This is a genomic window from Sphingobium xenophagum, from assembly GCF_031457465.1.
GTDB classification, from domain to species: domain Bacteria; phylum Pseudomonadota; class Alphaproteobacteria; order Sphingomonadales; family Sphingomonadaceae; genus Sphingobium; species Sphingobium xenophagum_A.
This window is the reverse complement of sequence record NZ_JAVDWV010000010.1, coordinates 59,011-70,868: the sequence shown is the minus strand read 5'-3', so window position 1 is coordinate 70,868 and position 11,858 is coordinate 59,011. Positions and strand designations below refer to the sequence as shown.

General features: G+C 65.4%; 11 protein-coding genes. 6 read left to right on the top strand and 5 right to left on the bottom strand.

Annotated elements, in window-relative coordinates; translation table 11 throughout:
* The first annotated feature begins 6 nt into the window (after positions 1-6).
* Genes J2W40_RS11880 through J2W40_RS11870 form a run of 3 tightly spaced genes read left to right on the top strand, consistent with a single transcriptional unit; the run spans position 7 to position 3,833 of the window.
* The gene (locus J2W40_RS11880) at positions 7-1,170 is read left to right on the top strand and encodes an acyl-CoA dehydrogenase family protein (protein ID WP_310224990.1); all 1,164 of its coding nucleotides are present in this window, start codon (positions 7-9) and stop codon (positions 1,168-1,170) included.
* A gap of 24 nt (positions 1,171-1,194) precedes the next feature.
* Entirely contained in the window at positions 1,195-2,823 is a 1,629-nt protein-coding gene (locus J2W40_RS11875; RefSeq protein WP_310224988.1) for a GMC family oxidoreductase, read from the top strand.
* 2 nt (positions 2,824-2,825) lie between these two features.
* Positions 2,826-3,833 (top strand): NADP-dependent oxidoreductase, encoded by a 1,008-nt coding sequence (locus tag J2W40_RS11870; protein ID WP_310224986.1) that lies wholly within the window; start codon positions 2,826-2,828, stop codon positions 3,831-3,833.
* A gap of 103 nt (positions 3,834-3,936) precedes the next feature.
* Here the strand turns inward: J2W40_RS11870 and J2W40_RS11865 are convergent, their stop codons facing one another.
* From J2W40_RS11865 to J2W40_RS11855, 3 genes are read right to left on the bottom strand one after another with little or no spacing between them, the layout of a single operon-like run.
* The gene (locus tag J2W40_RS11865; protein WP_310224984.1) at positions 3,937-4,953 is read right to left on the bottom strand and encodes an NADP-dependent oxidoreductase; all 1,017 of its coding nucleotides are present in this window, start codon (positions 4,951-4,953) and stop codon (positions 3,937-3,939) included.
* On the bottom strand, positions 4,950-5,474 hold the full coding sequence (locus J2W40_RS11860; RefSeq protein WP_310224982.1) for a nuclear transport factor 2 family protein: 525 nt from the start codon (positions 5,472-5,474) through the stop codon (positions 4,950-4,952). Before J2W40_RS11860 ends, J2W40_RS11865 begins: the two co-directional genes overlap by 4 nt.
* A complete protein-coding gene (locus J2W40_RS11855) occupies positions 5,467-6,780 on the bottom strand; it encodes an aromatic ring-hydroxylating oxygenase subunit alpha (protein WP_310224980.1) in 1,314 nt (437 codons plus the stop codon). The genes J2W40_RS11860 and J2W40_RS11855 overlap by 8 nt, the downstream gene beginning before the upstream one ends.
* A gap of 89 nt (positions 6,781-6,869) precedes the next feature.
* Between J2W40_RS11855 and J2W40_RS11850 the strand changes: the two genes are divergently transcribed.
* The 3 genes from J2W40_RS11850 (at position 6,870) to J2W40_RS11840 (ending at position 9,262) form a co-directional block, all read left to right on the top strand.
* The gene (locus J2W40_RS11850; RefSeq protein ID WP_310224978.1) at positions 6,870-7,595 is read left to right on the top strand and encodes a TetR/AcrR family transcriptional regulator; all 726 of its coding nucleotides are present in this window, start codon (positions 6,870-6,872) and stop codon (positions 7,593-7,595) included.
* 69 nt (positions 7,596-7,664) lie between these two features.
* Complete coding sequence (locus tag J2W40_RS11845; RefSeq protein ID WP_310225190.1) at positions 7,665-8,468, top strand: SDR family NAD(P)-dependent oxidoreductase; 804 nt, start codon at positions 7,665-7,667, stop codon at positions 8,466-8,468.
* Positions 8,465-9,262, top strand: a complete 798-nt coding sequence (locus tag J2W40_RS11840) for a sugar phosphate isomerase/epimerase family protein (protein WP_310224976.1) — start codon at positions 8,465-8,467, stop codon at positions 9,260-9,262. The genes J2W40_RS11845 and J2W40_RS11840 overlap by 4 nt, the downstream gene beginning before the upstream one ends.
* A 111-nt stretch (positions 9,263-9,373) precedes the next feature.
* Here J2W40_RS11840 and J2W40_RS11835 read toward each other — a convergent pair whose 3' ends face one another.
* Together J2W40_RS11835 and J2W40_RS11830 are read right to left on the bottom strand one after the other, a co-directional pair.
* Positions 9,374-10,825, bottom strand: coding sequence for a dihydrolipoamide acetyltransferase family protein (locus J2W40_RS11835; RefSeq protein WP_310224974.1), 1,452 nt, complete (start codon positions 10,823-10,825; stop codon positions 9,374-9,376).
* Positions 10,826-10,832: 7 nt separating this feature from the next.
* Complete coding sequence (locus tag J2W40_RS11830) at positions 10,833-11,849, bottom strand: alpha-ketoacid dehydrogenase subunit beta (protein WP_310224972.1); 1,017 nt, start codon at positions 11,847-11,849, stop codon at positions 10,833-10,835.
* Positions 11,850-11,858 lie beyond the last annotated feature (9 nt).

Here is an 11,858-nt window from a genome sequence, read left to right as displayed (position 1 = left end):
GAAACCATGTTCAGTACGCCGCGCGCGCAGGAAATCGCCGATCGGGTCGAGGCATTCGTCCGCACGGTTGTCGTGCCCTATGAAGGCGATCCGCGCTGCGGCTTTCACGGGCCGAGCGACGAGTTGGTGATGGAATTGCGCGAGAAGGCGCGGGCGGCAGGCGTGCTGACGCCCCATGTCCTGCCCGACGGATCGCACCTGACCCAGCGCGAGACGGCCACCGTGCTGATCAAGTCGGGCCTGTCGCCCTTGGGGCCGCTCGCCTGCAACACCATGGCCCCGGACGAGGGCAATATATATCTGCTGGGCAAGGTCGGCACGGCCGAGCAGAAGGCGCATTTCCTTAAGCCCCTGCTGGACGGACGCGGCCGTTCCGCCTTCTTCATGACCGAACCGGCGGCCGATGGCGGCGCGGGGTCGGACCCGTCGATGATGCAGACGACCTGCGTGCCCGATGGTAATCATTGGGTCATCAACGGGCGCAAGGCGTTCATCACCGGGGCGCAGGGGGCGATGGTCGGGATCGTCATGGCCAAGTCCGATGACGGCGCCTGCATGTTCCTGGTGGACCTGCCTGATCCCGCGATCCGCATCGAGCGGGTGCTGGACACGATCGACAGTTCGATGCCCGGCGGCCATGCGATCGTGACGATCGACAATCTGCGCGTGCCCGCCGACCAGATGCTGGGGCAGAGCGGCGAGGGGTTCAAATATGCGCAGATCCGCCTGTCGCCCGCGCGGCTGTCGCACTGTATGCGCTGGCTGGGCGGGTGCATCCGGGCGCAGGAGATTGCGGCGGACTATGCCTGCCGCCGGATGGCGTTCGGCAAGCCGCTGGTGGATCATGAGGGCGTCGGCTTCATGCTGGCGGAAAATTGGATCGACATCCAGCAAAGCGAATTGATGATCGACTGGTGCGCCAGCGTACTGGACGGCGGATCGCTCGGCACCGTCGAAAGCTCGATGGCGAAGGTTGCGGTGTCCGAGGCGCTGATGCGGATCGCCGACAAATGCGTGCAGGTGATGGGCGGCACGGGCGTCACCGGCGACACGATAGTCGAGCAAATATTCCGCGAGGTCCGCGCCTTCCGCATTTATGACGGGCCGACCGAAGTCCATAAATGGAGCCTGGCCAAGAAGATCAAGCGCGATCACCGCGACAAGGCCTGAACCCACAGCGCAGAGGAGCGACGCATGGCCGACCTGCCTGAACGGTTCGACTATATCATCATCGGCGCGGGATCGACCGGCTGCGTGCTGGCCGAACAATTGTCGGCCGATCCGCGTAACCGGGTACTGCTGGTCGAGGCGGGCGGGCCGGATCGGTCGCCGCTGATCGCCATGCCCAAGGGGATTGCCAAGCTGGTGTCCAACCCCGCGCATATCTGGGCCTATCCGGTCGCCCAGCCGCGCCGCCCGGACGAACCGGCGCAAGAGATGTGGATCAGGGGCAAGGGGCTGGGCGGATCGTCAGCGATCAACGGCATGATCTGGAGCCGGGGCGAGCCGCAGGATTATGACGATTGGGAAGCGGCAGGCGCGACCGGATGGAATGCCGGGTCGATGATCGCGGCCTTTCGCGCCATCGAGGATCATGGGCTGGGCGGCAGCGCATTGCGTGGGGAAGGTGGCCCGGTGCATGTGACGCCGCGCACCTATCGCTATCCGCTCGCCGAGCGGCTGATCGCGGCGGGCGAGCAGATGGGCCTGCCGCGCACCGATGATCTCAACAGCGTGGTCGGGGGGCGGGTTGGCTATTATTGCCATAATATCCGCAACGGACGGCGCGAGAGCGGGGCCAAGATATTCCTGCGTCCGGCGATGCAACGCGCCAACTTCACGGTGATGACCGACACGCTGCTGCGCCATGTGCGGCTGTCCAATGGCCGCGCGGTCGGGGTCGAACTGCTCCATGGCGAACGCGGGCCGTTCAGCGTGGATTGCGATGGCGAGGTGATCGTCTGCGCCGGGACGATCGAAAGCCCGCAGATATTGCAACGGTCGGGGATCGGCGATGGCGATGCGCTGGCCGCCAGCGGGATCGCGGTGCGCCATCATAACCGCCATGTCGGGCGGCATATGCTGGAACATCTGTCCTACTCCATGCCGTTCCGCTTGCGGCGGAACAGCGGCATCCAGCATCATTACCAAGGGCTGGGGCTGATGGCGTCGGTCGCGCGCTATTATCTGCGGCGGGACGGGCCGATGGCGACCGGGCCGTTCGAGGTTGGCGCGTTCCTCTCCACCGGAGTCACGGGACCGCGCACCGACCTACAGCTTTACCTGAGCGGCTATATGTTCGCGCTGGGCGATGCGAATGATGCGGTACCGCTCGGCAATATCGACAAGCGGCCCGGCCTGACCGTGTCGGGCAGCCTGTTGCGGCAGAGCAGCGAGGGGGAGGTGCAGGCGCGGGGGCGCGAACCGGGGGACGGTGTGGCGATCACGCCCAACTGGCTGGACAGCGAAGCGGACAAGGGTTCGGCGATTGCGGCGATCCGGCTGATGCGCGCCTATGTGGGGCAGGCGGCGCTGGCGGGCGATGTCGGCGAGGAACTGATCCCCGGCGCGGCGGTGCAGGATGACGATGCGCTGCTGGAGAGTTTCCGGTCGCTGTCGACCAGTGGATTGCATGGCGTAGGGACATGCCGGATGGGCGCGGCGGACGATGCGGTGGTCGATCCGGCGCTGCGGGTCCATGGGGTCGAGGGGCTGCGCGTTGCCGATTGTTCAGTGATGCCGCGTCTCATTAGCGGTAACACCAATGCGCCCGCAATGGCGCTGGGCTGGCGCGCGGCGCAGATCATCTTGGGCAAGGCGTGACGATGGAGCGGGAATCGATGATGCGGCAATGGCAATTGGCGGACCGACCGATAGGGCGCGCGCTGGCCGATGGCGACTTTCGCCTGGCCGACGTGCCGATGCCGGTGGCGGGCGCGGGCGAGATGCTGCTGGCGGTGCGCTGGCTGGGGTTTGAACCCGCGCAAAAAGGGTGGATGGAAAATTTCGGCGGCTATGTCGCCCCCATTGAGCTTGGCGATGTGATGCGTGGCATGGGCGTCGCGGAGGTGGTCGAGAGCCGGGATGGTCGCTGGCCGGTCGGCACGATGGTTGCGGGGATGACCGGCTGGACCGAATATCTGGTGAGCGATGGCGAGGGCTTCGATGTCTGCCACCCCGACCTGCCGCCCCATGCGATGCTGGGGGTGCTGGGGATACCGGGCCTGACCGCCTGGCACGGCTTTCACGCGATCGGCCGCCCGGTGGCGGGCGATGTCGTGGTCGTGTCCGGCGCGGCCGGGGCGACGGGGTCGGTCGCGGGGCAATTGGCCAAGGTCGCGGGCTGCCATGTCATCGGCATTGCGGGTGGCGCGGAAAAATGCGCCTGGCTGACGCAGGAGGCCGGGTTCGACGCGGCGATCGACTATCGCGAGGGCAAGGTGGCGGCGCAGTTGAAGGCGCTGGCCCCCAAGGGATGCGATATCGTCTATGACAATGTTGGCGGTGTGGTGCTGGACGCGATGCTGGCGCGGCTGGCGATCGGCGCGCGGGTGGTGCTGTGCGGCGGGATCAGCCGCTATGAACAGGGTGGCGAGATTGCCGGGCCGGGCAATTATTTCAACCTGATCCTGCGCCGCGCGCGGATGGAAGGGTTCATCATCTTGGACGAACAGCCGCGCTGGGGCGCGATGCGCGACCGGCTGGCGGCGCTGGTGCTGGCGGGACGGCTGCAATGGCAGGTCGATGAACAGCAGGGGTTCGAAGCGGCCCCGGCGGCGCTGGCGCGGCTGTTTACCGGGGCGAATAGGGGGAAGCAGATCGTGCGGGTGTGAGGGGAGGGGTATCGCGCCCTTGATAGGGTGACACCCCTCCACCACTTCGTGGTCCTCGAACGGAGGCACGTGACTCCGTTCGACCCCTGCAAGGGGAGGAATTTCAGACCAGTTTCAGGATCATCTTGCCGTCGTTGGTGCCGTCGAAGAGGCGCATGAAGGCGGGGTAGGCGTTGTCGATGCCCTGTTCGATATGTTCGTCGAACACGAGCTTGCCCTCGCCGATCAGCGCGGCGATGGCCTGGCTGCCTTCGGGGAAGCGGTCCGCATAGCGGGCGATGAGGAAGCCGCGCATGGTGGCGGTCTTGACGATCAATTGCCAGATGTTGCGCGCGCCGTGGGGATCGCCATTATATTCGGAGATAAGGCCGCACAGGAGGATCTGCGCGTCCTGGTTGATGTGGCGCAAGGCCGCGTCGAGGCAGACACCGCCGACATTTTCAAAGACATGGTCGATGCCGTCCGGGCAGGCCGTGGCTATGGCCTCGGCGAGCGCCGCTTCATCCTTGCCGCGATAGTCGATCGCTGCGTCGAAGCCATAGCGATCGGTCAGGCGCGCGCATTTGGTCGCGCCACCCGCAATGCCGACCACCCGCGCGCCGCGCAATTTGGCGAGTTGCCCGACCATCGAGCCGACCGCGCCCGCCGCGCCGCTGACCAGCACGGTCTGGCCGGGGTGCGGCTGCATCGCGTCGCTGACGCCGAACCAGGCGGTGAGGCCGACCGCGCCCATGGCGGACAGGTAGCTGGTGACAGACGGGGCCGCCGACACGTCGATCGGGTGCATGAAGTCATTGGGGGTGACGAGGCTATATGCCTCGATCGCGTTCAGGCCCATGACCCAGTCGCCGGGCTTGAACCGATCGACGCCGCTCGCCTCGACCGTGCCGATGGTGGAGGCGCGCACCGGATCGCCGATGGCGATCGGCGGCAGGTAGCTTGGTGCATCGTCAAGCCAGCCGCGGATGGCGGGGTCGAGCGAGGCATAATGGTTGCGGATGAGGATTTCGCCGGGGCCGGGCGTGGGGACGGGGCTGTCCTCCAGCCGGAAGTCGCTTTCGCGCGGCGAGCCTTCGGGGCGGGAGACGAGGAGGAAACGACGATTGACGGAGGCGGTCATGATGCGGTGTTTCCCCAGAGGCTATGGACGGGATCGGTCGGTCCCTGCGCGCCGCGCAGGAAACCGGCATAAAGGTCTTCGCCGCCACCGGCGGGCTGGCGGACGACCCAGTCGCACACGAAGCGCCGTTCGATGAACTGCCATGTGCCGTTGGTGCGGACGAAGCGGTCGAGATAGCGGCCGCCGGTCAGCATGTGGACGGGGTCGCCCTCTTGCCCGCGCGGGGTGGCGACGGCGGTGACATAGGTTTCGCCCTTCGCGCTGTCGCCATCGACCTCCACCCATTGATGCGCGTTGGCGTGGCTGGTCTGCGTAAAGACGGTGCGGACGATGGCGCAGATTTCGCGGGCGAAATCCTGACCGCTGCCGTTGAAGGGGCCGCTTTCGACATGGCTGTCGGGATGAAAGAGCGAACCCAGCAACGCCGCGTCAGCGCGATCGACGCCCCGGCAATAGGCAGCCGTCAGGTCGGCGATCTGCTGTCGGGCGACGAGGGTGTCGATCAGCGCGGGATCAGTCATGGATGCCGCAGACGTCATTCAGCTTTTCATGGAAAAGCTGCACCCGCTTTTCCTGATTGGGCAGGATGCCGCCGGTAAAGCCGCGCGAATGCAGGCCAAGCTGCTGGCCGATCGCGACGCTCAAATCCTGATCCGCGACATCGCCCAGCGACTTGGTGCCAAATTCGATCTTTTCGCGCTCAACATGCTGGAAGGGGGTTGGCCCCATCGGTCCCATCACGACATCGCTGCCGGGCATTTCATGCGCCATGAACCAATGGTCGAAAATGCAGCGTTCCGGGTCGGTCGGGTGCGGTTCGGACCGCAACAGCTGGAACCCGTCGGGCCACATGGTGAAGGTGATGTTGGGGAAGAGCGTATAATGGTGATAATCCACGATCTCGCTGTCGCCCATGGTCGCATAATGGGCATAGCCCTTGTCTGCGCCGAGCTTGCGCTTTTGCGCGAGGATGGCGTCGCGGGCCTGGCTGGCGCGGCCTTCGAAATCCTTGGGGTCCAGTTCCCAATATTCCAGCGCCTGGGCCAGCGGCATTTCGAGAATGTCGGAAGTCGGATAGCGGCCCGATGGCTTGAGGCCGCGCATGATCATGCAATTATGGCCTTCGGGGTTCATCTCGAAGATGGTGCCTTCCAGCGCGTCGTCGATCGACCCGGCGATCTGCGGGTGGAGATTGGGGAGGTGATAGCTTTCGTTGAAATTATCGCGGATGATCTTCCAGTTGCAGGGCACGTCGGAACTGAGCGCCAGCACGCGGGTCATCTTGCCCATCTGCCATTGTTCGAGCTGTTCGCCCGCTGCGCCGAGCCATGTCTTCAGCGGCGCGGCGTCGCGATCCATGGTGAACCAGACGAAGCCGCCCCAGACGGTGCAGGGAATTTCCTCCAGCTTCACCTTGCCGCAGGGCGAGCCGCCGGGAAAATCATCCGGGTCTTGCACATGGGCGAGCGTGCCGTCGGGCGCATATTTCCAGCCATGATAGCCGCAGGTGAGGAAGGGCGAGCCGCCGACTTCGGTCCAGGCGAGGCGATAGCCGCGATGCTTGCAGGCATTGTAGAAGGCTTTGACCGATCCATCCTCCTGGCAGAGCATGACCACCGATTCCCGGCCGATATTATGGGTCAGGAAATCGCCTGCATCTTCAAGGTCGGCGGCCATGCCGCCGATATGCCAAGCCTTGGTCCAGACATGCGCCCATTCAGCGTCGGCCCAGCGTTTTTCATGATAGCGTTCGCCCGTGATACGGTCACCGCGCACGGGCGGATCATAGGCGGCAATCGCGCGGCCCAGGAAAGACTCGATGGTCATGATACCCTCTCGCTATTTTTTAGTTGAACGATCGACTAAATTTACCCCGATCGGTTGCTGCCTGTCAATATCTTCGCCATAGCTGTCCGATGGGCAGGAAAGCGTTGAAACTAGCGGAAACGACAGGTGGGCCGGAGGGGGCGGCGGCGCCGAAACTTGATCGCCGACGCGCGCCCGATACGGCGGCCAGGATATTGGACGCGGCGGAGTCGCTCTTTTCGATCCGGGGCTATCATGGCGTGTCGTTGCGCGACATCGCGACGCAGGCCGGGGTGCAGGTCGCGCTGACCCATTATCATTTCGGGTCGAAGGAAGATTTGTTCGGCGCGGTGATCGACCGGCGGGCCGACGCGCATGTGGCGGGCATGGCGGACGCACTGGTGCAGGCGCGGCAGGTCGCGGGCGATCAGTCGACACGTCGCCGCGCGATCATCCGCGCCTTCATCACGCCGATCGTCGACCGATCAATGCGCGGCGGGGCGGGCTGGAAAAACTACATCCGGTTGATGGCGCTGGTGGCGAACATGCCGCAGCAGGAAGCGTTCATATCGCCGTTTCGCCAGCATTTCGACGATGTGATCGCCGCCTATGTCGAGGCGTTGCGCGCGCTGCATCCGGAGATGGACGAGGGCGATGTGCAGTGGGGCTTCTTCTTCTTTCAGGCCATGATCACGCATATATTGGCCGAAAGCGGCATGCTGGATCGCCAGTCGGGCGGGCGGTTCAGTTCCAGCGAGCTGGACGCGATGGTCGAGCGAATGGTGGATTTTGTCGGCGCTGGCTTCACCGGGCTGGGCGCGGGCGGCCTAGCATAAAGCCGAGTTTGGCGCGTCGCCCCGGCCCGCTACCTTGGCGCGCAAAATAGATGCGCGAAGGATGAGATGATGGGCAGGTTGAACGGCAAATTGGCGCTGATCGTCGGTGCGGCGGGCAAGGATAATATGGCGCAGGTGATCGCCCGCCGCCTGACCGCCGAAGGGGCGCGGGTTGCGGTGGCGGGGCGCAAGGCCGACGCGCTATCCGCCTTTGCCGACGAGATTGGCGGGGTGGCCGTCGCCTGCGACATGACCGATCAGCAGAGCATAAGGGCGGCGGTGGCCGATACCGAGGCGGCGTTGGGCGGGGTTGATATTGCGATCAACGCGACCGGCTGGGGGTTGCTCAAGCCGTTTCTGGAGACGACGCAAGAGGATCTGGACGCCATGTATGCACTGCAACTGCGCGGGCCGTTCCAGTTTTTCCAGGCGCTGATCCCGGCGATGGAGCGGCGCGGCGGCGGGTCGATCATCCAGATCAGTTCAGCGACCGCGACGATCATGTTCCACGACCATGCCGCCTATATGGCGACCAAGGCAGGCACGGATCATCTGGTTCGCACCGTCGCCAATGAATTCGGAACCATGGGCATCCGCGCCAACAGCGTGTCGCCCGGCATCACCGAAACGCCGATGACGGCGGATGCCGCGGCGGTGCCCGGATTGATGGATGCGTTTCGCAAGGGCTATCCGCTGGGCCGTTATGGCACGTCGGAGGATGTGGCCGAGGCGTGCGTGTTCCTGGCGAGTGACGGCTGTTTCATGACGGGGCAGAATTTGCAGGTGAATGGCGGGCTGACGCTGCGCGCCAATCCGACCAAGGCGGATATTGAGGCGTCGGTCGCCGCCGCGATGGCTGCCGCCGGGGCGTGACGCGCCCGCTGCCACCGCTCTGCATGGCGTCGGGCATCATGCCCGAAGCGACGCCGCTGCAATTGGTGGAGGCGGCGGCGCGGGCCGGGTTCGACTATGGCGGCATGTGGTTCGAGGCGGCGGAGTGGACGGATGCGACGACGCGGCAGGTGAAGGCGGCGTTGCGCGACACGGGCCTGCCGCTGATCGACATCGAAGTGGTGTGGATCAAGCCGGGGCCGCCTGATCCCGATCATCTGCGGCTGGTCGATGTGGGGATGGAACTGGGCGCGCGGAACGTGCTGTGCGTCAGTAGCGATCCCGACATGGCGGCGACGCGCGACAAGCTGGCGATCTTGGCCGAACGGGCGGGCGATGCGATCCGCATCAATCTGGAATTCGGCATTTTTACCGAGGTTAAGACGATCGCGCAGGCGAGCGCGATTTTGCGCGCGATCGATCATCCGGCTATGGGCCTGTTGATCGACGCGCTGCATTGGCGGCGATCGGGCGGGACGCTGGCGGATGTCGCGGCGGTGCCGCCTGCGTGGCTCAGCTATGTGCAATTATGCGACGCGCCCGACCCCGGCGCGGACCCGGCCGACGCGGACGCGATCCTGACCGAGGCGATTGACGGACGGGTGGCGCTGGGCGCGGGGGGATTGCCGATCGGGGCGCTGCTGGGTGCGATGCCACAGGGGCTGCCGGTGGCGGTCGAGGAACGGTCGATCGCGTTGCGGGAGGGGTGGCCGGACTTCAACGAACGGGCGGCGCAAATGCTGGCGACGACACAGGCTTGGGTTGCGGGGCGGTAGCGAACCGGGCTGGCTTCCCGGTCCGTTCGCCCTGAGCCTGTCGAAGGGCTCCACTTCTTGAAGAAAGTAGAGGGCTTCGACAGGCTCAGCCCGAACGGTGTTTTTTTGCAGCTATCCCACCAGCAGCGTCGGCTCCTCGATCAAGCCCTTGAGCGTGCGCATGAAGTCTGCGCCCACTGCGCCGTCGATCGCGCGGTGGTCGCAGGAGAGGGAGAGCTGGACGATGGTGGCGAAGGCCAGCGCGTTGCCGATTTCGATCGGCTGGCGGCTCCCCGCGCCCACCGCCAGGATCGCGCCCTGCGGCGGATTGATGATCGCATCGAACTGATCGATGCCGAACATGCCGAGGTTGCTGATCGAGAAGCTGCCGCCCTGAAACTCGTGTGGTTGCAGCTTGCCGGTGCGGGCCTTGTCCGCCAGCGCCTTCACCGTGCGCGAGATGGCGGCGACGGAGAGGGTATCGGCGCCTTTCACGATCGGGGTGATGAGGCCCTTGTCGGTCGCGACGGCGACGGCGATGTCGGCGCTGGCGAAGCGGTGGATTTCATCGCCATGGACCTGCACATTGACATCGGGATGGCGCGCGAGCGCGAGGGCGCAGGCGCGCACGAGATAGTCGTTGATGCTGGGCGCTTCGCCGGTCGCTGCCTTGGCCTGTGCGCGCAGGCCCAGGATCGCGTCGATCCTGACGGCCGAGCGCAGGTAGAAATGCGGGATGGTCGATTTGCTGTGGCTCAGCGCCTTGGCAATCGCCTTGCGCATCGGCGACATTTTGACGATTTCCGTGCTGCCAGCCGCCGGGCGGGCGAAGTCGATCGCTGCCGGGGCCGGGGCCGGAGCGGCGGGCGCTTCCGCGGGCTTGACCTTGGCCAGCACGTCCGCCTTGCCGATCCGGCCCTTGGGGCCGGTGCCGGTCAGGCCATTGAGGTCCACGCCATGCTGCACCGCCAGGCGCTTGGCGAGCGGGCTGGCGAAAACCTCGCCTAAGGCGTTGCCGATCGGGGTCAGGTCCACTGCCGCGCCGCCACCGACCGCGACCGGAGGCAGGCTGGCCTGCTGCACATCCTGGAAGGTGATGCGGCCCTTGGGACCGGAGCCGGTAAGGGTCGAGATATCCACGCCATGCTCTTGCGCGAAGGCGCGGGCGGCGGGGCTGATATTCGCGTCGTCGGCAATGGCGACCTTTGGTGCCGGCGCTGCTGGTGGCGCGGACTCGGCGGGCGGCGGCGGGGTCGCGCCAGCCTTGGATGCGACCTTGGTGTCGGCGGGCTTGAACCCGGCAACAAAGGCATCGACTTCATCGGCGCTGACCTTGTCGTCCGGCCCGGCCAGCACGGCAATCAGTTCGCCCACGGCATAGGTGCTGCCCTGCTGGGCGATGAGGCGCGGGAACATCCCGTCGGCCTCGGCCTCGATCTCATTGGTGATCTTGTCGGTTTCGATGAGGGCAAGCAAGTCGCCCTTCTTGAACGGCACGCCTTCGGCGACCATCCATTCGGCAACGACGCCCTCGGTCATTTCTATGCCCCATTTGGGCATCGCATATGCGCGTAGAGTGGCCATGATATGCTTATCCCCGCCGATAGGATAGGAGCTTCACCGCCGTCGCCACGATCTTGTCGGGCGAGGGCAGATAGGCGGATTCCAGTTCCCGCGCGAAGGGCACGGGGCTGTGCGGCGGCGTCACCATTTCGATCGGCGCTTTGAGCGAGGCGAACGCCTTTTGCGCCACCAGCGCCGACAGGTCGGTCGCAAAGGAGCAGCGCGGCGGGGCTTCGTCGACGATCAGCAGGCGGCCGGTGCGCTCGACACTGTCGAGGATTGCCTCGACATCCAGCGGGCTGGTGGTGCGCAGGTCGAGCAGGTCGCAGCCGATGCCGTCCTGGGCCAACTGCGCCGCCGCCTTTTCGGCAAAGCCGACCATCATGCCAGTGGCGAGGATGGTGAGATCGTCGCCCTGCGTCACATGCCGGGCGTGACCGAAGGGGATGACATAATCGCCATCGGGCACTTCCCCCTTCACGCCATAAAGCGCCTTATGCTCAAGGAAGATCACCGGATCATCGTCGCGGATCGCCTGGGTCAACAGCCCCTTGGTATCGGCGGGCGTGGAGGGCATGACGACCTTCAGCCCCGGCATGGCGGTGACGAACTGATGGATCACCTGGCTATGCTGGGGCGCGGCGTTGAAGCCCGCGCCATAGGGCATGCGGATGACCAGCGGGCATTTGGATTTGCCGCCGAACATATAGCGGAACTTGGCCGCCTGATTCCAGATCTGGTCCATGCACACGCCGATAAAGTCGGCGAACATGATCTCGGCGATGGCGCGCTTGCCGGTCAGCGCCGCGCCCGACGCCGCGCCGATGATGGCGCTTTCCGAAATGGGGGTGTCGATCACGCGGTCAGCGCCATATTTGGCCCATAGCCCGCCCGATGTGCCCCATATGCCGCCAATCGCTTCGGGGCCGCCGGGTGCGCCATTACCGCCGACGATATCCTCGCCCAGCATGATGACGCTGTCGTCCCGTTCCATTTCCGCATCAATCGTGTCACGAATGACGTCGCGGATCATCTTGATAGCCATGTGTCGATC

What these genes read in the sequence shown, in the direction of transcription:
- J2W40_RS11845 (WP_310225190.1), top strand. Translation starts at nt 7,665, where the DNA reads ATGGGCAGGTTGAACGGCAAATTGGCGCTGATCGTCGGTGCGGCGGGC.
- J2W40_RS11835 (WP_310224974.1), bottom strand. Translation starts at nt 10,825, where the DNA reads ATGGCCACTCTACGCGCATATGCGATGCCCAAATGGGGCATAGAAATG.
- J2W40_RS11875 (WP_310224988.1), top strand. Translation starts at nt 1,195, where the DNA reads ATGGCCGACCTGCCTGAACGGTTCGACTATATCATCATCGGCGCGGGA.
- J2W40_RS11865 (WP_310224984.1), bottom strand. Translation starts at nt 4,953, where the DNA reads ATGACCGCCTCCGTCAATCGTCGTTTCCTCCTCGTCTCCCGCCCCGAA.
- J2W40_RS11870 (WP_310224986.1), top strand. Translation starts at nt 2,826, where the DNA reads ATGGAGCGGGAATCGATGATGCGGCAATGGCAATTGGCGGACCGACCG.
- J2W40_RS11880 (WP_310224990.1), top strand. Translation starts at nt 7, where the DNA reads ATGTTCAGTACGCCGCGCGCGCAGGAAATCGCCGATCGGGTCGAGGCA.
- J2W40_RS11850 (WP_310224978.1), top strand. Translation starts at nt 6,870, where the DNA reads ATGGGCAGGAAAGCGTTGAAACTAGCGGAAACGACAGGTGGGCCGGAG.
- J2W40_RS11860 (WP_310224982.1), bottom strand. Translation starts at nt 5,474, where the DNA reads ATGACTGATCCCGCGCTGATCGACACCCTCGTCGCCCGACAGCAGATC.
- J2W40_RS11855 (WP_310224980.1), bottom strand. Translation starts at nt 6,780, where the DNA reads ATGACCATCGAGTCTTTCCTGGGCCGCGCGATTGCCGCCTATGATCCG.
- J2W40_RS11830 (WP_310224972.1), bottom strand. Translation starts at nt 11,849, where the DNA reads ATGGCTATCAAGATGATCCGCGACGTCATTCGTGACACGATTGATGCG.